At 69.8% G+C, this 21,178-nt stretch carries 19 protein-coding genes and 1 tRNA gene; 11 read left to right on the top strand and 9 right to left on the bottom strand.

The features are described 5' to 3' along the window. Positions 1–105 precede the first annotated feature (105 nt). Positions 106–801, bottom strand: a complete 696-nt coding sequence (locus OHA11_RS20375; protein WP_266498372.1) for a DUF461 domain-containing protein — start codon at positions 799–801, stop codon at positions 106–108. An 855-nt stretch (positions 802–1,656) separates the two neighbouring features. On the opposite strand from OHA11_RS20375, the gene OHA11_RS20370 reads away from it, so the two are divergent. The 6 genes from OHA11_RS20370 (at position 1,657) to OHA11_RS20345 (ending at position 8,396) form a co-directional block, all read left to right on the top strand. Then, complete coding sequence (locus OHA11_RS20370; protein WP_003953493.1) at positions 1,657–2,139, top strand: CarD family transcriptional regulator; 483 nt, start codon at positions 1,657–1,659, stop codon at positions 2,137–2,139. 362 nt (positions 2,140–2,501) lie between these two features. Further along, on the top strand, positions 2,502–3,254 hold the full coding sequence (ispD, locus tag OHA11_RS20365; protein WP_266498371.1) for a 2-C-methyl-D-erythritol 4-phosphate cytidylyltransferase: 753 nt from the start codon (positions 2,502–2,504) through the stop codon (positions 3,252–3,254). Then, entirely contained in the window at positions 3,244–3,774 is a 531-nt protein-coding gene (ispF, locus tag OHA11_RS20360; protein ID WP_266498368.1) for a 2-C-methyl-D-erythritol 2,4-cyclodiphosphate synthase, read from the top strand. Before ispD ends, ispF begins: the two co-directional genes overlap by 11 nt. Before the next feature lie 291 nt (positions 3,775–4,065). Beyond that, positions 4,066–5,466: a cysteine--tRNA ligase gene (gene cysS, locus OHA11_RS20355; RefSeq protein WP_266498367.1), complete on the top strand. Its 1,401-nt coding sequence runs from the start codon at positions 4,066–4,068 to the stop codon at positions 5,464–5,466. Positions 5,467–5,608: 142 nt separating this feature from the next. Continuing rightward, positions 5,609–6,565, top strand: a complete 957-nt coding sequence (rlmB, locus tag OHA11_RS20350; protein WP_266498365.1) for a 23S rRNA (guanosine(2251)-2'-O)-methyltransferase RlmB — start codon at positions 5,609–5,611, stop codon at positions 6,563–6,565. Between the two features lie 148 nt (positions 6,566–6,713). Further along, complete coding sequence (locus tag OHA11_RS20345; protein ID WP_266498364.1) at positions 6,714–8,396, top strand: DoxX family protein; 1,683 nt, start codon at positions 6,714–6,716, stop codon at positions 8,394–8,396. A 220-nt stretch (positions 8,397–8,616) separates the two neighbouring features. Here OHA11_RS20345 and OHA11_RS20340 read toward each other — a convergent pair whose 3' ends face one another. From OHA11_RS20340 to OHA11_RS20330, 3 genes are all read right to left on the bottom strand, one after another. Then, a complete protein-coding gene (locus tag OHA11_RS20340) occupies positions 8,617–9,348 on the bottom strand; it encodes a nucleotidyltransferase family protein (RefSeq protein ID WP_266498363.1) in 732 nt (243 codons plus the stop codon). 174 nt (positions 9,349–9,522) lie between these two features. After that, on the bottom strand, positions 9,523–10,005 hold the full coding sequence (locus tag OHA11_RS20335) for a hypothetical protein (RefSeq protein ID WP_266498361.1): 483 nt from the start codon (positions 10,003–10,005) through the stop codon (positions 9,523–9,525). 190 nt (positions 10,006–10,195) lie between these two features. Next, a complete protein-coding gene (locus OHA11_RS20330) occupies positions 10,196–11,332 on the bottom strand; it encodes an ABC transporter ATP-binding protein (RefSeq protein WP_266498359.1) in 1,137 nt (378 codons plus the stop codon). Between the two features lie 358 nt (positions 11,333–11,690). Here OHA11_RS20330 and OHA11_RS20325 point away from each other — a divergent pair. Beyond that, a tRNA-Thr gene (locus OHA11_RS20325) sits at positions 11,691–11,768 on the top strand. Between the two features lie 256 nt (positions 11,769–12,024). Here the strand turns inward: OHA11_RS20325 and OHA11_RS20320 are convergent. Together OHA11_RS20320 and OHA11_RS20315 are read right to left on the bottom strand one after the other, a co-directional pair. After that, positions 12,025–12,753, bottom strand: coding sequence for an alpha/beta hydrolase (locus OHA11_RS20320; RefSeq protein ID WP_266498357.1), 729 nt, complete (start codon positions 12,751–12,753; stop codon positions 12,025–12,027). A 15-nt stretch (positions 12,754–12,768) separates the two neighbouring features. Beyond that, positions 12,769–14,169, bottom strand: coding sequence for an FAD-binding oxidoreductase (locus OHA11_RS20315; RefSeq protein WP_266507321.1), 1,401 nt, complete (start codon positions 14,167–14,169; stop codon positions 12,769–12,771). 184 nt (positions 14,170–14,353) lie between these two features. Here OHA11_RS20315 and OHA11_RS20310 point away from each other — a divergent pair, with 184 nt between their 5' ends. Beyond that, on the top strand, positions 14,354–15,199 hold the full coding sequence (locus tag OHA11_RS20310; protein ID WP_266498355.1) for an aminoglycoside phosphotransferase family protein: 846 nt from the start codon (positions 14,354–14,356) through the stop codon (positions 15,197–15,199). A gap of 130 nt (positions 15,200–15,329) precedes the next feature. Next, positions 15,330–15,845 (top strand): GNAT family N-acetyltransferase, encoded by a 516-nt coding sequence (locus OHA11_RS20305; protein ID WP_266498353.1) that lies wholly within the window; start codon positions 15,330–15,332, stop codon positions 15,843–15,845. Between the two features lie 320 nt (positions 15,846–16,165). Here OHA11_RS20305 and OHA11_RS20300 read toward each other — a convergent pair whose 3' ends face one another. Further along, positions 16,166–17,395 (bottom strand): FAD-dependent oxidoreductase, encoded by a 1,230-nt coding sequence (locus OHA11_RS20300; protein ID WP_266498350.1) that lies wholly within the window; start codon positions 17,393–17,395, stop codon positions 16,166–16,168. Positions 17,396–17,535: 140 nt separating this feature from the next. On the opposite strand from OHA11_RS20300, the gene OHA11_RS20295 reads away from it, so the two are divergent. Then, a complete protein-coding gene (locus tag OHA11_RS20295) occupies positions 17,536–18,243 on the top strand; it encodes a pentapeptide repeat-containing protein (RefSeq protein WP_266498349.1) in 708 nt (235 codons plus the stop codon). Between the two features lie 431 nt (positions 18,244–18,674). Here OHA11_RS20295 and OHA11_RS20290 read toward each other — a convergent pair whose 3' ends face one another. Continuing rightward, positions 18,675–19,175, bottom strand: coding sequence for a hypothetical protein (locus OHA11_RS20290; protein WP_266498347.1), 501 nt, complete (start codon positions 19,173–19,175; stop codon positions 18,675–18,677). Between the two features lie 36 nt (positions 19,176–19,211). Here OHA11_RS20290 and OHA11_RS20285 point away from each other — a divergent pair, with 36 nt between their 5' ends. Next, complete coding sequence (locus OHA11_RS20285; RefSeq protein WP_266498344.1) at positions 19,212–20,633, top strand: M1 family metallopeptidase; 1,422 nt, start codon at positions 19,212–19,214, stop codon at positions 20,631–20,633. Positions 20,634–20,658: 25 nt separating this feature from the next. Here OHA11_RS20285 and OHA11_RS20280 read toward each other — a convergent pair whose 3' ends face one another. Beyond that, positions 20,659–21,174: an N-acetyltransferase gene (locus OHA11_RS20280; RefSeq protein WP_266498341.1), complete on the bottom strand. Its 516-nt coding sequence runs from the start codon at positions 21,172–21,174 to the stop codon at positions 20,659–20,661. Positions 21,175–21,178: the final 4 nt, after the last annotated feature.

The raw sequence follows: 21,178 nt of genomic DNA, 5'->3' as shown, positions 1-21,178 counted from the left end.
GAGTACCCGTACGGGTACGAGTTCGCGGTTCGCGTACGAGTGCGACGAAAGGGCGGGCCCCCTCCAAGAGGGGGCCCGCCCTTTCGTCGTGGGCGTGGGTGGGCCTCAGTGGCCCTCTGCCTCGCCTGATGCCGAGGACGTCGCGCTCGCCGAGGCCGCGGTGTCGCTGGGCTCGGAGCCCGCCGCACCGGCCTCACCCGTCGCGGTCCCGGACGGCGAGCCCGAGGGCAACCCGGTCGCCGAGCCGGTCGCCGACTCCGACGGGGAGGGCTCCGTGGGCGTCGGGACCTCGGTCGGACCCCACTCGGAGAAATAGCTCTCGGCGGGTACGACGAACGCGTCCAGCGTCACGTCACCGGTCTTGCTGAAGGCGAAGGTGACCGGCTGGGCGTCGCCGTCCTTGAAGGCCTCACGGCTGCTCTCCAGTACGGCGGAGGCGTTGCCCTTGCCGCCGATGATCACCGAACCGCCCGCGGGGATGGTCAGCGCCCCCGAGCCCTTCGCGGGCTTGAGCTCGGCGGGCTCGCTGATGCCCTCCACGGTGATCGAGTCCAGCGTCTGGGCGGTGCCGCCCTCGTTGAACAAGGTCGCGGAGACCACGGCGGGGCCCGTCGACTCCAGCTCGGGCTGGGTGACGACGACAGCATTCTGGATCTTGATGTCGCCGACGCTGGTGGCGGCGTTGTCCGGCTTGATCTCCAGCGTCTGGGCCTTGTTGCCGGCACCGCACGCGGCGAGCGAGGCGACCGAGAACGCGATGGCGGCGGCGGCGAGGGCGCCGCGTCGAAGGCTGCTGCTCACGGCGGCGGCAACTCCTTGAACGTGGGCGAAGCAGGACGGCTCCTGTGTAAAGCCGCCCTAAGGATCAGTCAGGCGCCTTAGGTTACCGAGACGTTCCCGCGCCTTCGCACCCGACCCGCCTCTTGGGGCTGGTGGGTGCTTTCCGGCTCCGGTCGAGGCCGCCCCGGTCGAGGCCTCCCCTCGGTCACTCGGTCGCTCGGTCGCTCGCCGTCCCCCGGTCGTCCGCCGCTCAACTGCACTCGGTGTTCCATTGGGCGCGGCGCACACTGGTCCGCCATTCACATAAGAAGCCTCGGGAAGCCTCAGTAAGTCACCCGGCCGGGTCTTGCGGATTTCGTGCGGGGAATGCAGGGAGATCCCGGAAATCGATCTTCCGTCGATCTTCTGCCGAGCTTCTCCTGATCTTCTGCTCGCCTTCTGGTGATCTTCGGTCGATGTTCCATTGGTCTTCCGCCTGCCTTCCGTCGGCCTTCTTCTGGTCCATTGAGGATCCGCTGCGGATCCGCAGCGGATCGGCTGCTGATCTTCGACCGGGCTACGGTCGCCGTGATCAATTCCGGATTCGCCTCGTACTCGACTCCGGTCACCGAACGGAGTAGCGAAACATGGGCCCTCGGAACCCGACAAATACGGACGTTCAGGCGTGTGGGCGGGGTCTCCGGGTGTTGTAACGTGCGCGTTTCTCCTCGCCCGGAGAGCCGCTCCGACCTGCGAATACCCTCCTCCGCTCGCCCGTCGCAGCACGTTCCTGTTGCGATTGTCAAGCCCCGAGATGCGCCCTGACCTGCGAAAACGCCATTCAGAACACGCGGTTTCCGTGTTACCCTGGATAGCCACGGAAGGGGTACCTGTCACATGACGTTCAAGGTTGGCGACACCGTGGTCTATCCCCATCACGGGGCCGCGCTGATCGAGGCCATCGAAACTCGCCAGATCAAAGGCGTGGACAAGACCTACTTGGTGCTGAAGGTCGCTCAGGGCGACCTGACGGTGCGTGTGCCAGCGGACAATGCGGAGTTCGTCGGCGTGCGTGATGTGGTCGGTCAGGACGGACTGGACCGGGTCTTCGAGGTGCTGCGCGCGCCGTATGCCGAGGAGCCCACGAACTGGTCGCGTCGTTACAAGGCAAATCTGGAGAAGCTCGCCTCCGGCGATGTCATCAAGGTCGCGGAAGTGGTCCGTGACCTGTGGCGTCGTGAGCGCGAGCGTGGACTCTCCGCCGGCGAGAAGCGCATGCTCGCCAAGGCCCGCCAGATCCTGGTGAGCGAGCTCGCCCTCGCGGAGAACACGAACGAGGACAAGGCCGAGGCCCTGCTCGACGAGGTCCTCGCGTCCTGACGCCCGTCACGCTCTGATCGTTTTCTGACCAGTTCTGCTTTCCGACCAGTTCTTCTGACCGGATTTTCTGGACCAGATCGCTTTCTGGCCAGAGGCGAAACGAGCGGTTCGGCGCAATGAAATGCCGCGGTGCCCGATGACGTATCCATTGTCGCCGGGCGCTGCGGCATGTTCGCACCCGGATGCCGTGCCGCCACCCCGCGGTCGGTGACCCCAAGAATTCACGGGTCCGATACTTGGCGTGCCGGGCCCGGGCAGCTGGCTCGACCAGATGTCACGGAAGGGTCCCCGGTCAAGGCGTCGCGCCCGGCACGCTGTGGCCATACCCATGTCGGCCGAGCACACAAACCTGACAGGAACCGATGTCTGACGATTCGCGCCCTTCGCCTTCGGGGGCCCGTACAGCGGCCGTGATTCCGGCCGCCGGCCGGGGCGTACGCCTTGGTCCGGGTGCCCCCAAAGCACTTCGCGCGCTGAATGGCACCCCCATGCTCATCCACGCGGTACGCGCCATGGCCGCGTCCCGTGCCGTCTCCCTGGTCGTCGTCGTGGCGCCGCCCGACGGGGCGGCCGAGGTGAAGACGCTTCTCGACGCGCACGCCCTGCCCGAGCGCACCGACTTCCTCGTCGTACCCGGGGGAGACAGCCGGCAGGAGTCCGTACGGATAGGACTGGACGCGCTGCCGCCCGGGATCGACATCGTGCTCGTGCACGACGCGGCGCGTCCGCTGGTGCCCGTCGACACGGTCGATGCCGTGATCGAGGCCGTGCGGGACGGGGCTCCCGCCGTCGTGCCCGCGCTGCCGCTCGCGGACACCGTCAAGCAGGTCGAGCCCGCGGGGGTGGCCGGGGAGCCCGAGCCGGTCGTCGCCACGCCGGAGCGGGCGCGGCTTCGGGCCGTGCAGACTCCGCAGGGGTTCGACCGCGACACGCTCGTACGCGCCCACGAGACCGTCACCGAGAACGTCACCGATGACGCGAGCATGGTCGAGCAGCTCGGGCTTCGGGTGGTGGTTGTGCCCGGGCACGAGGAGGCGTTCAAGGTGACGCGTCCCTTGGACCTGGTGCTGGCGGAGGCCGTTTTGGCGCGGCGGAGGTTGAACGATGGGTTCTGAGGGGCCTGAGGGGTTTGAGGGGGCGGGGGCTTCTGGAGGGCTTGTGCTGCCGCTCGTTGGTATTGGTACCGACATTCACGCCTTCGAGGAAGGGCGTGAGTTGTGGTGTGCGGGGTTGAAGTGGGAGAGGGAGGGGCCTGGGCTGGCTGGGCACTCCGATGCCGATGTTGTCGCGCATGCCGCGTGCAACGCGCTCTTCTCCGCGGCCGGGATGGGTGACCTGGGGCAGCACTTCGGTACGGGGCGGGCCGAGTGGGCCGGGGCCTCGGGGGTTGTGCTGCTGACGGAGGCTGCGCGGATCGTTCGCGCCGGCGGTTTCACCATCGGCAACGTGGCCGTGCAGGTGGTGGGTCCTCGTCCGAAGATCGGCAAGCGGCGTGACGAGGCGCAGAAGATTCTGTCGGAGGCGGTGGGGGCGCCGGTTTCGGTGTCCGGTGCCACGACGGATGGGCTGGGCTTTCCCGGGCGGGGTGAGGGGTTGATGGCGGTGGCCACGGCGTTGGTGGCTCGGGTGGGGTGAGGGTTTCTCTCGCCCCCGCCGCCCCTACCCGTCCCATCCTTCTGGGGCTCCGCCCCAGACCCCGTTGTTGGGTGCGGGCCCGCTGTGGCTTGTCGCGCAGTTCCCCGCGCCCCTTGGGTATCTCGCCCCCTAGATATCTCAGCCTCTCCGGCGTTTGAGGAGCGGGGGTTCGGGGGCCGGCCCCCGGGCGAAAGCCCCGGTCCCGCGCCCGCCCCGCGTGGATGTCACGAATCGTGAGTCATGTGTCGGAAGGGTCTCGGGGCACTGGCTGCCGCCCACTACCCTGGAGTGGTGACTATTCGCCTGTACGACACCAGCGCCCGGCAGATCCGTGACTTCATCCCGATCACGCCGGGTTGTGTCTCGATCTACCTCTGTGGCGCCACCGTGCAGGCGGCCCCGCACATCGGGCACATCCGGTCCGGGCTCAACTTCGACATCATGCGCCGCTGGTTCGAGCACCGCGGCTATGACGTGACGTTCATCCGGAATGTCACCGACATCGACGACAAGATCATCAGGAAGGCCGCCGAACAGAACAGGCCGTGGTGGTCGATCGGTTACGAGAACGAGCGGGCGTTCAACGACGGCTACACGTCACTGGGCTGCCTGCCGCCGACGTACGAGCCGCGCGCGACCGGCCATGTCACCGAGATGGTCGAGATGATGCGCACGCTCATCGAGCGCGGGCACGCGTACGAGGCCGAGGGGAACGTGTACTTCGACGTGCGCTCCCTGCCCGGGTATCTGTCGCTGTCGAACCAGGACCTCGACGATCTGCGGCAGCCGGCCGAGGACGGCGAGACCGGGAAGCGGGACCCCCGGGACTTCGCCATGTGGAAGGCCGTCAAGCCCGGTGAGCCGAGCTGGGAGACGCCCTGGGGCCGGGGGCGGCCCGGCTGGCACCTGGAGTGCAGTGCCATGGCCCACAAGTACCTGGGCTCCGCCTTCGACATCCACGGCGGCGGGATCGACCTGATCTTCCCGCACCACGAGAACGAGATCGCCCAGGCCAGGGGCTTCGGCGACGAGTTCGCGCACTACTGGGTGCACAACTCGTGGGTCACCATGAGCGGCGAGAAGATGTCCAAGTCGCTCGGCAACTCCGTGCTCGTGAGCGAGATGGTCAAGGCCTGGCGGCCCATCGTGCTGCGCTACTACCTCGGTACCCCGCACTACCGCTCCACCATCGAGTACAGCGAAGAGGCACTGCGCGAGGCCGAGTCCGCGTTCGCGCGGATCGAGGGCTTCGTACAGCGCGTGGTGGAGAAGGCCGGGGGAGTCGTCGAGCCCGCGGCCGAGGTGCCGCCGACGTTCGCCGACGCGATGGACGACGACCTGGGCGTCCCGCAGGCCCTCGCCGTCGTGCACACCACGGTCCGGCAGGGCAACAGCGCACTGGCCGCCGACGACAAGGAAGCGGCGGTCGCGCGGCTCGCCGAGGTGCGGGCCATGCTCGGCGTCCTCGGCCTCGACCCGCTCGACCCGCACTGGGCGGGCGAGACCGACCGCGGCGAGGACCTGCACGGGGTCGTCGACACGCTCGTACGGCTGGTGCTGCAGCAGCGCGAGTCCGCCCGGGTCCGTAAGGACTGGGCCACCGCCGACGCCATCCGGGACCAGCTCAACCAGTCCGGGCTCGTGATCGAGGACGGCCCGCAGGGGCCGCGCTGGACGCTCGGACCGCGCTGAACGTTTCCTGTTTCCTTGGCTGAACGTTTTCTGTTTCCTTGATCGATTGTGCCGCTCGGGTCTCCGGGCGGCACACTCATAGACGACGACACTTCGCAGAGGCGTACGGACGTGCGCCCTCACACAGACAGACAGGTAGGTCATGGCCGCTAACAACCGCCGCATGTCCGGCAAGAAGGGCGCGCAGGTCGGCAGTGGCGGCCAGCGACGCCGGGGCCTGGAAGGCAAGGGACCGACCCCGCCCGCCGAAGCGCGCAAGGGGCACAAGAAGAACCGCATCGCCAACGCCAACGCCAGGACGAATGCGAAGCAGACCGTGCGTCGGCCCTCGCCGCGCGGCGGCCGGGGCGGCAAGGGCACGTCCGAGATGGTCGTCGGCCGCAACTCCGTCGTCGAGGCGCTGCGCGAGGGCGTCCCGGCGTCGATGCTCTACGTACAGCAGTTCATCGACAACGACGAGCGGGTGCGCGAGGCGCTCCAGCTCGCCGCGGACCGCGGCGGCATCCACCTCATGGAAGCCCCCCGCCCCGAGCTCGACCGCATGACCAACGGCCTCAACCACCAGGGGCTCGTCCTCCAGGTCCCGCCGTACGAGTACGCGCATCCGGAGGACCTCGCGGGCGCCGCGTACGACGAGGGTGTGGACCCGCTGATCGTCGCGCTCGACGGCGTGACCGACCCGCGCAACCTCGGTGCCGTCGTCCGGTCCGTCTCCGCGTTCGGCGGTCACGGTGTGGTCGTGCCCGAGCGCCGCGCGGCCGGGATGACCGCCGGTGCGTGGAAGACGTCCGCGGGTGCCGCGGCGCGTACGCCGGTTGCCCGTGCGTCCAACCTGACGCGGGCCCTTGAGGCCTACAAAAAGGCGGGCCTCATCGTGGTCGGCCTCGCCGCGGACGGCGAGGCCGAGGTCGGCGAACTGGAGGCCCTCGGCGGCCCCGTCGTCATCGTCGTCGGCAGCGAGGGCAAGGGGCTGTCGCGACTCGTCGGCGAGACCTGCGACTTCCGGGTACGGATCCCCATGCCCGGCGGCACCGAGTCGCTGAATGCCGGTGTGGCCGCGGGAGTTGTGCTGTACGAGGCCTCGCGGCGACGGGTCTGAGGGGCTTTCGGCGGGGGCGGGGGCGGGGGCGGGGGCGGTCGGAAACGCCGTCCCCGTAGGGCGATTCGAGCGGGCTCGTTGATCTTGACGCGGTCCGGACAGATCGGGCCGGTCAAAGCAGTGTCCTAACGGCACGTCACTCGGTTAGATGAGTGTGGACACCAGAACACCCCGCACACCCACGGGGGACCGCTCGTTGGGATTCGACGACGCTCCCGCGCTGAGCATGGTGAAGGTGCCGAGCGATCCGGCGCAGGTCATCGTCAATCATGCGAGTTTCCGCGTGCTGCTGAACACCGCCCCGCGGGCCCAGTCCCCGCGCACCGCGCGGCACTTGAGCTCGGGCGAGGACACCGCGCGCATCCCCGTCGTCGGAACCACCTCGGGCACCCGCCGCCGCGCGCCCGTCGTCTGGAGCGGGAAGTCCGCCCCCGACGACACCGGCGCCACCCGGCTGTTGCAGGCGGTGCGGAGCACGAGTCTGAGGCACGGCGCCGGCGCCCCGGCGGCCGACGGCTCCACCCAGGTCATCCCGCGCGTCGGCGAGGGCCGCACCGCCGGCCTCGACATCGACGCCACCGTCGAGGCACCGGCCGTCCGCCCCGAGACCCCCCTTCTGCCCCAGATGCGCAGCGCGGGCAGCGCGTACGACGAAATCGACGAACGCCCGTACGCGGAGGGCGAGTTCGGAGACGACGCGTACGACGCGGACGCCGACACCGATGCCGACGAGTACCGGGACGAGGACGGCGAGCTCAGGCGGCACGGCGCCACTCCCGTACGGCACGGGTACTACCCCGGCCGCCGGATGAACCTCGGCGTCGTCCTGCTCCCGCTGCGCGTCTTCCTCGGCTTCATCTCCATCTACGCCGGCATGGGCAAGCTCTGCGACCCCGTCTACTTCGACGGCGGCAAACGCGGCTCCATGGTCAAGTGGCTGAACTCCCTGCATCCCTGGGAACTCGCCGAGCCACTGCGCCAGTTCGCGCTCGAACACCCCGTCGGTGCCGGACTCCTCATCGCCTTCTTCCAGGTGATCGTCGGCGTCCTCACCGTGCTGGGCCTGTGGCAGCGGGTCGCCGCGGTCGTCGGCGCGCTGCTGTCGGCGGCGCTGCTCCTCACCGTCAGCTGGAAGTCCGTCCCCGCCTACGACGCGCCGGACATCATCTACCTCGCCGCCTGGTCCCCGCTGATCATCGCGGGCGCCCCCGTCTACTCCATCGACAGCCGCCTCGCCGGAGAAGCCTGGCGCAGGCTCGGGCCGCGCGCCGACATCTGGGAACTGCGCAGCCGCGTCCTGCGCCGGGGCGCGATCGTCTCGACCATCGTCGTCGGACTCACCCTGCTCATCGGCTCGTTGCTCGGCGGTGCCGTCCGGGACGCCGACCGGGTGGTCGTCCCCGGCCCCGGCGAGGCCCCGCGCAACGAACTGCCCGGCTCCCCTCTCCCGAAGGAACCCGGCGAGCGCCGCCGTCACAAGGAAAGCCCCTCGGCGTCCAACTCGCCCACCCAGGGCGCCACTTCGGCGAGCCCCTCGGGCGAGGCCGCCGCGACCACCCCGGGCGCGACCCGCGAGACCGCCGGCGCCACTGCCGGCCAGCCCAGCCAGACGCAGGGCACCGGTCAGGCCCCGCCCCAGCAGTCCGCCGCACCGCAGGCCCCCAGCACCAGCGCCGGGCCGTCCTCCTCGGGCGGCACCACCGGCGGCACGGGCTCGGGCGGCGGCTCCGGCGGCACCACCGGCTCCGGCGGAAGCACGGGCGGCGGTGGCAACGGCGGTGGCAGCGGTTCCGGCGGCAGCTCCGGACTCGTGGGCGGCCTGCTGGGCTGAGACCGCCCGCCGCCGCCGACAGGGGCGGCCAGGCCAAGCCACTTACGGCGGCGCCAAGACCGTACGACGATGGGGCCCGCACCAACTCAGGTGCCGGGCCCCATCGACGTACGTACTGCTGCTGCGTGCTGCGTGCTGCGTGCTGCGTGCTGCGTGTTGCTTGTGCGTACTGCTTCTGTCTGTTGTCTGTGTGGGGCGGGGTAAGTCCGTCAACGCTTCCTCAACGTCCCAAGGCCGCCAGTTCCTTGGCGGCCTCCGTGAGGTCCTTCGCGGTGTCGATGGCGCGCCAGTACGCGCCCTGCGGGATCGGATAGCCGGCCAGGCGGCGCTCACGGGCCAGGCGGGGGAACGTGGAGCGCTCGTGGTCACCGAGGTCGGGCAGCAGAGCGGCGAAGTCGGGGGAGAAGACGTACACACCCGCGTTGATGCCGTACGCGGTCGGCGGGGACTCGATGAAGTCCGTGATGTGGCCGAAGTCGTCGGTCTCGACGGCGCCCCACGGGATGCGGGGGCGGGCCAGCGCGAGAGTGGCCACCGCGTCGCGCTCGGTGTGGAAGTCCGCCATCTCACGCAGCGAGAAACGCGTCCAGATGTCGCCGTTCGTCGCATACCAGGGGCGGTCCGGGTGGGGCAGGTGCTTGGCGGCGAACTTGAGGCCGCCACCGCGGCCCAGGGGCTCCGTCTCGACCACGGTCGTCACGGAGACGGGCAGCTCGGCCGAGTCCAGCCACTCCTGGAGCACCTCGGCGAGATGGCCGCACGAGACGACGACGTCGGTGACGCCCTCCTCGGCGAGCCAGGCCAGCTGGTGGCCGATGATCGGGGTCCCGGTGCCGGGAATCTCGACCATCGGCTTGGGACGGTCGTCGGTGTAGGGACGCAGCCGGGAGCCCTGGCCGCCGGCCAGGACGACGGCTTGAACGGGGCGCGACGCGGCGTTCGGATCGGTCATGACCCGAACTGTACGTGGCGCCCCGCGGGTTTTGCGGGTGGGCGTCTGCGGGGCTGCGCGGGGTGGGGAGCTGCGGGTCCGTGGGCGCTGGTCGCGCAGTTCCCCGCGCCCCTGAAAGCGGGGCTGCGCCCCGGCTTTTGTCCTTCAGAGGGCCCGAGGGGCCCTCCTGGCGGCTCAGGTGTGCTGGGCTGCCACGCCCGTGGCGAAGGACGTGTCGCAGACCGGGCGGGCGAACGACTGGGCGCGGGCCGGGCCGTACGCGCGGACCGCGGCGCGACCCAGGGCGCGGGCGATGGACGCGCAGTGCTTGGCGAGCGACGGACGGGCGTTCACTGTCTCCTGGAGGTGGGTGAGGGCCACGCCGGGGTTCTTCTCCTGGAGTTCGAGCAGGAGCTTGTCGCGCAGCACCTCCTGCGGGGCGCGGTACGTGGCACGCCGGGAGACGTCCTCGGCGGATGCGGCGAGCACCGATGTCGAGGAACTGTTTCCCGACCAGTTGACTCGGGTGACCGCCAGCGTCCCGGAGAGCACCAGGACGACGGGCAGAACGAGGGCGAGAGTGCGGCCGATCCGGTGGGCCGGACCGCGGCCGTGCGAGGTCGGTCGGCCGGCGGGACCACGGCCATGTCGCGTCGAGTGGTTAGTGGAGTGCTTCACGCGAGTGAGGGTAGCGCGGGGTGATGATTTGGAGACATTTAGTAATCAGTTCGGGGGACGGGTAAACCGTCGTTTTCGAGTTTGATGTTGACGTACGGGTATCGAAATGACCGGTCTGCCGGGGTATTTGTCGACAACGAAGAAGGCCCCGCAGCAGCCTGCGGGGCCTTCTTCGTCAACCCGGGTGGAATCAGTCGGTGAGGCGCTCGCCGGTGGACGTCGAGAACACGTGGGTCTCGCCCGCACGCGGTACGACGTGCAGCGTGGCGCCCTTATCGGGCACGGCGCGGCCGCTGACGCGGACAACCAGGTCCTTGTGCTCGTCGCCGACCTTGGCACTGCCGTAGACGTAGCCGTCGGCGCCGAGCTCCTCGACGACGTTCACCGATACGGCGAGACCCGCCGGGGCGTCCTCGGACTCCTTCGAGAGGGAGCTCGCGGCGCCGCCGTTCTGCTCGACGATGTCGAAGTGCTCCGGGCGGACACCGACGGTCACCGTGGTGTCACCCTTGTCGGAAGCGGCCTTGAGGGCATCGCGGTTGACGGGCACCACGCTGTTGCCGAACTTCACGCCGCCGTCGGTGATCGGGACCTCGATCAGGTTCATGGCCGGGGAGCCGATGAAGCCGGCCACGAAGAGGTTCTTGGGGCGGTCGTACATGTTGCGCGGCGAGTCGACCTGCTGGAGCAGGCCGTCCTTCAGTACGGCCACGCGGTCGCCCATGGTCATGGCCTCGACCTGGTCGTGGGTGACGTACACGGTGGTGATCCCGAGGCGGCGCTGGAGGCTCGCGATCTGCGTACGGGTCGAGACGCGGAGCTTGGCGTCGAGGTTCGACAGCGGCTCGTCCATGAGGAAGACCTGGGGCTCACGCACGATGGCGCGACCCATCGCGACACGCTGGCGCTGACCGCCGGAGAGGGCCTTCGGCTTGCGGGCCAGGTAGTCGGTGAGGTCGAGGATCTTCGCCGCGTCCTCCACCTTCTGGCGGATCTCGGCCTTGTTGACGCCGGCGATCTTGAGCGCGAAGCCCATGTTGTCGGCGACCGTCATGTGCGGGTACAGCGCGTAGTTCTGGAACACCATGGCGATGTCCCGGTCCTTGGGCGGCAGGTGCGTGACGTCGCGGTCACCGATGTGGATCGAGCCGCCGTTGACGTCCTCGAGACCCGCGAGCATGCGCAGGGAGGTGGACTTTCCGCAGCCGGAGGGACCGACGAGGACGAGGAACTCGCCGTCCGCGACGTCGAGCTCCAACTGGTCGACGGCGGGCTTGTCGCCACCCGGGTAGATGCGGGTCGCCTTGTTGAACGAGACAGTGGCCATGGGTCGTAGGCCCCCTTCACCGGCAGGAACGTGCCGGACGATCCGTAGTGGAAGGTGGTGTGCCGCTACAAAACATTCCGTAGCGGCGTACTGGTGTAGTCCACGTGAGCGAACTGGGTCAGGACGCTACCCCGCGTTCACACGTTCTGTCAGTACTCCGTGGGCGATGAAGTTCGAGGAAATTTGCGATCGTGGAAGAACAGATCACTTTTGACCTTGCCGAGGCTTCCCGCTTCACGGCCGCTGCCGACGGACAACGGGCTACCCCGAGTCCGCTGTCAGGGCAACCGCGTGGTTTGGGATGAGGGGGTCTGTGTACAGTGGACCCGCCTTCGCGTACGGCGTTGTAGTGCGCGATGCCCCCTTAGCTCAGCTCGGCCAGAGCGCCGCACTTGTAATGCGTAGGTCGTCGGTTCGAATCCGACAGGGGGCTCCACTCCAAGCCCAGCCCAGCCCAGACAGTGTCTGAGCTGGGTTTTTTGGTTCAGCGGAGGCGGCGACGGCGTCAGGCGCGTGCCGCTGGAAGCTCACGGGCTGGAGATCTCATCGCGCGGCCACGGCACCGTGGTGCGTCAGCAGGCGCCCCCTCTCAAGGGTGTCAGGAAGACCTGTAAAGCGAAGGTCGTCGGTTCGAATCCGGCAGAGGCTCTAGGCTTCGGAAGGGCTACAGGCGAAGGGCCGAGAAGCTCATGTCAGCCGTTGACTTGGGCCTTTTCCATGGGCAGGCCCGCCGCCTCCGCGATGACGCGGGCCGTGCGCAGGCCCTCGCGGTGGGCGGATCCGGAGTGGGCGGGGCGGCAGCGGCCCAGTTCGGCGGCGTACTCGGCCATGACCGCGCCCGAGTGGTCCGTGGAGAGCACGGTGAGCGGTGCGGGGCGGCCGCAGGCGGCCAGGACCGCCTGGAAGGCGTGGGCGTTGGCGAAGTCGCAGACTCGGTCCGCCGTGCCGTGCACCAGGTGGATGGGCAGCGGCGGGGCGGTGGCGCAGACGGCCATGGGGGAGGGCAGGCCCAGCAGTGGCTCTGGCTGGTTGTAGCGGGCGGCGATGCCGACCACGGCGGCGGGGCGCCAGCCCTCCGGCGGGTCGGGGCGCAGGGCGGTGGCCATCGCGGCCCGGCCGCCGAGCGACCAGCCGACGAGGACGACCTGGGCCGGGTCCCGTACGAAGTCCCAGGTGAAGCGGAGGGACGCTTCGAGGTGCGGGCGGCCGCCGTCGGCGGCGTCCGGGTGCCAGTCGGGGACTATGACGGTGGCGCCGAGGCGGGCCACTTCCGCGGCCAGGGCGCCCAGGACGTCCCGCTCGGCCGGGCCGCGCCCGTGCCAGAGCAGGACCGTCGGGGCGTCCGGGGCGGCGGCGCGATGGATGTCGAGGAGTTGACCGTCGGAGGAGTAACGGACCGTGTCCATGACTGCGGTGCTCATGGGGTTCCCCTTGTCTCAGCGGCCCGCGACCCGGTCGGCGATACGCGCGATCCGGGACGACTGTGCGGCATGGGTGGTGAGTTCGCGGCGGTCGGCGGCTCGATACGTCGCGTACATGCCGTGTACCCCGAGCCAGCGGAAAGGCTCGGGTTCCCACTTGCGGACCTTGTGTTCGACCCAGGGGAGGGCGGTGAGGTCGGTGGCTCCCGATTGGCCGGAATCCCGCTGTACGAGGTCCCGGAGGGTGCGGGCGGCGAGGTTGGCGGTGGCGACGCCGGAGCCCACGTAGCCGCCGGCCCAGCCGAGGCCCGTGGTGCGGTCGAGGGTGACCGTGGCGCACCAGTCGCGCGGGACGCCGAGGACACCCGACCAGGCGTGGGCCACGGCGACGGAGGCGAGCTGGGGGAAGAACCGGACGAGGACCTCTCGCAGCGCGAGGACCGTCGACGCCTGCGTACGGCCGTCGTTGTCCGTGCGTGAGCCGAAGCGGTACGGGATGCCGCGGCCGCCGAGTGCGATGCGGTCGTCGGCGGTGCGCTGGGCGTACATGTAGGCGTGCGCCATGTCGCCGAGGGTCTCGCGGCCCTCCCAGCCGACCGAGGCCCACTGCTCGGGGGTGAGGGGCTCGGTGGCGATCATGGAGGAGTTCATGGGGAGCCAGGTTCGCTTCTGGCCCTTGAGGGAGGCGGTGAAGCCTTCCGTGCAGCGCAGGACGTAGGGGGCGCGGACCGTGCCGTACGGGGTGACGGCGTGCTGGGGTCTGATCTCGGTGACGGGTGTCGACTCGTGGATCGTGACGCCGAGCGCCTCGACGGCGGCGGCCAGGCCCTTGAGCAGCTTGACGGGGTGCAGGCGGGCGCCGTGCGGGGTCCAGGACGAGCCGACGGCGTCCGCGACCCGGATACGGTCGGCGGTCTCGCGCGCGCCGTACAGCTCGCGGTCCTTTTCGCCGTACGAGAGTTCCGTCGCGTGGAAGGCCTTGAGGCGGGCCAGTTGGGCCGGGGTGTAGGCGACTTCGAGTACGCCGCCCTGGTGGATGTCCGCGTCGATGTGCTCTTCTCCGGCGACCCGTACGACCTCGGCGACCGTGGCGTTCATGGCCTCCTGGAGGCGTACGGCGGCCTCGTGGCCGTGCAGGCGCGCGTAGCGGTCGCGGCCCGCGATGCCGTTGTAGAGCCAGCCGCCGTTGCGGCCGGAGGCTCCGTAGCCGCAGAACTTCTGCTCCAGGACGGTGACCCGCAGGAAGGGCGCGGCCTTCTTGAGGTAGTACGCGGTCCACAGGCCGGTGTAGCCGCCGCCCACGATCACCACGTCGGCGCTCGCGTCCCCGGGGAGGGGTTCGCGGGGCGCGGGGAGGCCGTCCTGGGCGTACCAGAACGATATGCCGCCGTTGATTACGGTGCGTGGCGCCGCCATGGCTGCTGCGGGTGTGGGGGCCTCGGGGGCCACTGCGGCTGCTGGGGCCGTGGGGGTCGCTGCGGTCTCGCGGGGCGCGTCGGCCGCGCGGTCCGCGTTCTCCGTGCTGCTCATGCGCGGGACGTTAGCTTCTCGGGGTGGCGGGTGTCTCCTTCGGATTCCATGGTTTCGTGAGGTGATGGTCATGGTTCGGTACGCACGGCTGCTGAAGCGGGGCGAGGAGTTCCTGGAGCGGTGGGGGCTGCGGCAGGACGGGGCGCCCATGAGCGGGCGGGTCTCGGTTGTGCTCCCGGTGGTGTGCGGGGACGGGACGCGGGCCGCGCTGAAGCTCCAGGACGTCGACGAGGAGACCGTCGGCGAGGGGCTCGCGCTGCGGACCTGGGGCGGCGACGGGGTCGTACGGCTGCTGGCCGAGGACGCGGAGACGGGCACGTTGCTGCTCGAACGGCTCGACGAGGCGCGGCCGTTGGCGGTCGTGGAGGATGTGATCGAGGCCACCCGGATCCTCGCCGGGTTGCTGGCGCGGCTGACGGCGGTGCCGGCGCCGGAGGGGTTGCGGCGGCTGGACGGGGTCGTCGTGGGCATGTTCGAGCGGCTGCCGGCTGTCCTCAAGTCGCTTGAGGAGGAGGGCGCCGACGAGGCGGACCGGCGGCTGCTGAAGGACTGCGCCGCCGCGGTGGGGGAGGTCGCGGGGGAGCCGGGGGACCGGCTGCTCCACTGGGACCTGCACTTCGAGAACGTCCTCGCGGCCGAGCGCGAACCGTGGCTGGTCATCGATCCGAAGCCGCTCGGGGGAGACCCGGGGTTCGAGCTGCTGCCGGCGCTGTGGAACCGGTTCGAGGAGGGGCGGTTGGCGCGGCGCTTCGATCTGCTGACGGGGGTTGTGGGGTTGGAGCGCGAGCGGGCGCGGGCCTGGACGCTCGGGCGGGTGTTGCAGAACTCCTTGTGGCGGGTGGAGGAGGGGGGTGGGGACGGGGAGGCGCTGGATGCCGAGCAGATGGCCATTGCTCGGTGGCTGCTTGGGCGTTGACGGTGGCTGGTGGCTGGTGGCTGGTGGCTGGTGGCTGGTGGCTGGTGGCTGGTGGCTGGTGGCTGGTGGCCCGTGGCAGGTGGCTTGGGCTTGATCCTGGGGTGCCTCAACGCTGTCGTAGCCTGCCCGCATGATTCGTATGGCTACTCCCGCAGATGTGCCCGTGATCCACTCCATGGTTCGTGAACTGGCCGAGTACGAGAAAGCGTTGGAGGAGGCCAGGGCCACCGAGGAGCAGCTGCGCGAGGCGCTCTTCGGGGCACGGCCGGCGGCGTTCGCGCACATCGCGGAGTCGGCGGAGGGTGAGCCGGTCGGGTTCGCGCTGTGGTTCCTCAACTTCTCGACGTGGCGCGGGGTGCACGGGATCTACCTGGAGGACCTGTACGTACGGCCGCAGGCGCGCGGTGGCGGCCACGGGAAGGCGCTGCTCGGGGAGCTGGCCCGGATCTGCGTGGAGCGGGGGTACGAGCGGCTGGAGTGGTCCGTGCTCGACTGGAACAAGCCGTCGATCGACTTCTACGAGGCGTTGGGGGCTCGGCCGCAGGATGAGTGGACGGTGTATCGGCTCACGGATGATGCGTTGAGGGACCTGGGCGGCCTGGGCGGCCTGGGCGGTCTGGGGGATCGCGTGGGCTCGGTCGGCTAGCGTTGACGTTGAGCGCTATGTCGAGCGTTGTGGCGAGGACAAGCCGTTCGTCCTATAACTGACTTGGCCCGCTTTCGGTGCTTTGGCGGGGGTGGGCATCGCGGCAGAGTGATCCGTGCTCACTCACTGACACACGAGCCGGGGGATCTCCGTGCCCAAGCCGTCACGTCCGCATTCCGAGTCACGTCCGTACTTCGAACTCCGTATCGGTGGGTTTCGAGTGACCGCCGATCACTTTCCCGCTCGGCTTGTCACGGCCGTTACCGCCGCCGTTGGTTCGGGGGTGGGCATGTGGTCCATGTTCGGGCGCTGAGCGCGGCTCACGCGTGCTTCAGGTCGACGCTCTGCCTGGTTCGCGTGCCCAGTGCCAGCGACACCGCTTCCAGCGCGCTGTTGAACGACACCTCGGAGAGCACGCCCGGTGCCGCGACCTGGTCGCCCGCCAGATACACGCCGTCGCCCCGGTCGATGCGCGGGCGGTCGCGCCAGCTCGTCCCGGGGAGGTCCACCGCGCCGGTCCGGCCGTTGGCGAGCGCCTCGCGGCGGTACGTCACGCGGTCCCGCCAGGCCGGGAAGGCCAGGTCGAGGAGTTCCTCGGCACGGGTGATGCCGTCCGCGCGCGACTCGTGCGGTGCGATCGGGATCTGGCCCTGGAGGAGTTGTTCGCCGGCCGGGGCGAGTGTGCGGTCCTGGGCCGTGAACCGTTCGATCCAGCCCGGCGCGTCCAGGTCGGAGACGGCGAACGCGTCGCCCCTGCGTGTGCGGAGCGCCAGGTCGAGCAGGGCCGTGCGGCCGCTCGTCCAGGTCAGGGAGCTGTCTCTGAGGAGGGTGCGGGCCGCGTCGAGGGAGGTGGCGACGATGACGGGGCCGCGGTCGGTGGGGAGGCTGGAGGGGAGGTCGGCGGGGGCGCCGGAGGGGATGCTGGAGGGGAGGTTGGGGAGTGCGTAGACGCGGGTGAGGGTTTCTACGCGTACGCCCAGGTTCCAGGCGCGGGCCGCCATCCTGTCGATCACCCTCGCCCAGCCGCCGCGCGGGTAGTGCGCCTCGGGGGGCAGTTTCGTCGCGCGGCGCAGGCGTTCCTGTACGAAAGCGGCGGAGAGGGTGCCCGGGTCGTGGTGGAACAGGGCGACCGCGGAGTAGTGGGCTGCCGCGGTCGCGCCTTCCTCGCCTGCGATGTTCGTGGCCCAGGTCTTGAAATCCTGGTCCACGGGGGCCTGTTCGGCCGTACGGCGGAGGAGTTTGAGCATCGCGAACGGTGGGGTGCGGCGGAGGGCGCCCTTGTGGCGGAGGCGGAGTCGGGCGGCTTCGAGGGGTGGCAGTGGGGCGAGTTCGCCGATCAGGTCGCGCTGCCTGAGCCAGGTCCAGTGGGGGCCGCCCTTGTAGAGGGCGTGGGGGCCCTCGTTCGTGCGGTAGGGGCCTTCGGCGGTGCGGGCTCGGCCGCCGAGGGTGTGGTGGGCTTCGTACACGGTGACCTTGGCGCCTGCCTCCGCGGCGGTGATGGCCGCGATGAGGCCGGCGAAGCCGCCGCCGATGATGGTGATGCGGTGCATGGGCTTGGGTCTCCCTCTGGTCCGGGGCCTGTGGTCCGGTGCGCGTCTCCTGTATGACTCTCTGGGGGGCTCGGAATGTGACATCGGGGGAGTTTTGGCTGGTCAGAGGTGTTGTCAGTGGGTGGGTGCAGGATGGGGGCATGGCGAGGAAAGTGGTGAAGGCGGGCGTGCGGGCAGGGGCGGGGGCGGCGGTCAAGGGGGCTCGGCGGCCTGAGGTGCGGTTGCCGCCGCTTGAGTCGTATGGGGGTGGGGGGCTGGAGCCGGACGGGGACTATGACGGGCTGCGGTTCAGTGATGTGGACTTCGGGGGGCAGGACGGTGGGGGTGCGCGGTTCATGGACTGTGCGCTGACGGGGTGTGCGGTGGATGAGACGCGGCTGCATGGGGCGCGGGTGCTGGACTCCGTGCTGAGCGGGATTCGGGGGGTGGGTACGGATCTTGGATCTTCGACCTTTCGGGACGTGGAGGTTGTTGATGCTCGGCTGGGTGGGGTTCAGTTGCACGGGGCTGTGCTGGAGCGGGTGGTGGTGCGTGGGGGGAAGATCGACTACCTGAATCTGCGGGAGGCTCGGCTTCGGGATGTCGTGTTCGAGGGGTGTGTGCTCGTGGAGCCGGACTTCGGGGGTGCTCGGCTGGAGCGGGTTGAGTTTGTGGACTGTGTGCTGAAGGGGGCGGACTTCAGCGGGGTGTCGCTGGTGGATGTCGATCTGCGGCGGGCGGCTGAGGTGGGGTTCACGCGGGGGGTTGATCGGCTGGCGGGGGCCGTGATCAGTCCGGCTCAGTTGGTGGATCTGGCGGGGGTGTTCGCGGCGGAGCTGGGGGTTCGGGTGGTGGGGGTGGACGTGTGAGGGTGGGGGCCGTGCCGCGTTGGGCGCCTGCTGGTGGGTGGGGGCGCGGGCCGTGCCGGTACGTCGAGCCCGCCGCTTTCCGGGTATACGGCTGCGGTTTTGAGGGTGCTGTGTTCTGGAGGAGCCCTACGCGGCGGGCTTCGACGTACCGGCACGGCCCGCTCCCGTGGGTCTGGCGTCTGCGGGTGCGTTCTCGTCCGCCGACTCGGCTTGGGGGTGGCGTGGTTGGGCTCACTCACCTGTCCGGCGCGTTCGGGGCGCGGATGGTTCCATTCAGCCCGTCCGGCGTGTTCCGGCGTGGCCGGTCTATTCAGCCCGTCCGGCGCGTTCGGGTGTGGCTGGTCTATTCAGCCCGTCCGGCCTTTGAGGACGAGGCCGTTCAGGCCGATGCGGGGGTCTGGGGGCGGAGTCCCCCGGGCGGTTGCGCTGGCTCAGGGGAGGCGGGGAAAGCGGGCCTCAAGGCTCCAGATGGCCGGGTTTTCGCGGAGCGCTTCGTGGAGGTCGGTCAGGTCCGCCAGGAGGTCGTGGAGGAAGTCGCGGGCCTCGCGGCGCAGTTCCGCGTGGGAGAAGGTGAGCGGGGGCTCGTCGCCGGGCATCCAGTCGGACTCGATGTCGACCCAGCCGAAGCGGCGCTCGAAGAGCATGCGGTCGGTGGACTCGGTGAAGTCGAGTTCGGCGTGCTGGGGGCGGGCGGCGCGGCTGCCGAGGGGGTCCTGGTCGAGTTGCTCGACGATGTCGCACAGGGCCCAGGCGAAGTCGAGTACGGGCACCCATCCCCAGGCTGTGGACAGCTCGCGGTCTTCCTTCGTGTCGGCGAGGTAGACGTCTCCGCAGAACAGGTCGTGGCGGAGGGTGTGGACGTCCGCGCGGCGGTAGTCGGTCTGCGGGGGGTCCGGGAAGCGGGCGGAGAGGGCGTAGCCGATGTCGAGCACGTGGTGATGGTGTCATGTCGTCTTAGGATCACCGTCGTGCCCCGATCTGTGCCGGTTGCCCGCGCTGTCGCCGTGCTCCTCGTGCTCGCTCTCGCCGCTTGTGACGGCGAGGTACGGCGGGGTGTGGCGGGTGCCGCTGGTGTGCGGGATCCGTACTTTCCGAAGGCGGGGAACGGGGGATACGACGTTACGCACTATGGGCTGACGGTTGGTTATGACCCCGAAGCGCGTCGGCTGTCGGGGGAGGCGGAGATCACGGCGCGGGCGGAGCGGGATCTGAGTGCGTTCAATCTCGATCTCAAGGGGATGGACGTCGAGTCGGTGGAGGTGGCGGGGGAGGCCGCGCGATTCAGTCGCGGTGGGGGGCAGGAGGGGCAGGAACTGACCGTCCGGCCTCGTGACGATCTTGATGAGGGTGCTGTGTTCACCGCGGTGGTTCGCTACTCCGGGTCCCCGGAGACGATCACCGATCCGGACGGTTCGGAGGAGGGCTGGCTGCGGACCGCGGACGGGGCTCTCGGGCTGGGCGAGCCGACCGGGTCGATGGCCTGGTTCCCCGGGAACCACCACCCGAGCGACAAGGCGACGTACGACATCACGGTCACCGTGCCCGAGGGGCTGAGGGCCGTGTCGAACGGGGAGTTGCGGAGTGAAGTGACGAAGCGGGGGCGGACTTCGTTCGCCTGGCATGTGGGGGAGCCGATGGCGTCGTACGTGGCGACGGTCGCGGTGGGGGAGTACGAGGTGCGTCGGTCGAAGGGCGAGGGTGTGCCGCCGGTGTACACGGCCGTCGATCCGAGTCAGGTGAAGGAGAGCCGCTCGGTGCTCGCTCGCATTCCCGAGGTGATGAAGTGGGCCGAGTTGAATTTCGGGCCGTATCCGTTCTCGTCGGTGGGGGCGATCGTCGAGCGGGAGGACGATGCGGGGTATGCGCTGGAGACGCAGAACCGGCCCGTCTTTCCGGGTGCCCCGAGTGTCGAGCTGTTGGTCCATGAACTGGCCCACCAGTGGTACGGGAACTCCGTCACCCCTAAGACGTGGCGGGACATGTGGCTGAACGAGGGCTTCGCGACGTACGCCGAGTGGCTGTGGGCGGAGGACCACGGCGGTGACTCGGCCCAGGACGTCTTCGACGCCCTCTACAGGGACGCCTACTACGACACCAGGGAAGCCAGTGACGCCGTCTGGGCCTTTCCGCCCGCGAAGCCGCCGAGTGCGGCTCGTATCTCCGACAGTCCCGTGTACCAGCGGGGCGGGATGGTGCTGCACAAGATCCGCCAGTCGGTCGGCGATGACACCTTCTACGACATCGTTCAGGGCTGGGCCGCCGCTCATCGGCACGGCAACGCGGACACGGCCGACTTCACGGCATACGTGGAGAAGAAGGCGCCGGGCGTGGACTTCTCGGGGATCTGGAAGGACTGGCTGTACGGGGACGGAAAGCCGGACAGGCCCTGAGGCCAGGGGAGGGGCAAGGGCTGGGCTATCGGAGGATCTTGCGCAATACCGCGCAGGGGCGGCCCAGTTGGCGGTCCTTGCGGTGGCCGATGATCTCGTAGCCGATGGTCGTCCAGAAGGCGAGGGCCTGGGGGTTGTTGTCGAGGGCGGCGAGGCGTACCGCGTCCCGGCCCGCACCGCGGAAGCGTTCCTCGATGTGGGTCGCCAGCCGCCGGCCGTACCCCTTGCCCTGCTGTTCCGCGTCCACCAGCAGCAGGCCGATCCACGGGTCCGGGTCGGCCGGGTCGGGGTGGTGCGTGAGGGTGATCGCGACGGCGACGAGGCGCCCGGCACCGCGCGCCAGTAAGACGTCCACGTCCGGGTTGGCCAGCTCGTCGGCCAGTGCCGTCGCCACTTGGTCCGGGCGGATGTCGTGGGGGTCCGGGAAGTCGCCGCTCAGGGCGTAGAACTCGTGGTTCGACGCGTACAGCGCGGTGAGTTCGGTGAGGAGGGGGCCCGGGAGGTCGTGGTCGGGTGTGAGGGCTAGGGGTTCGATGATCACTCGG

It is taken from the genome of Streptomyces sp. NBC_00878, assembly GCF_026341515.1.
Classification (GTDB): Bacteria; Actinomycetota; Actinomycetes; order Streptomycetales; family Streptomycetaceae; genus Streptomyces.
This window is presented reverse-complemented; position numbering and strand designations above follow the sequence as displayed.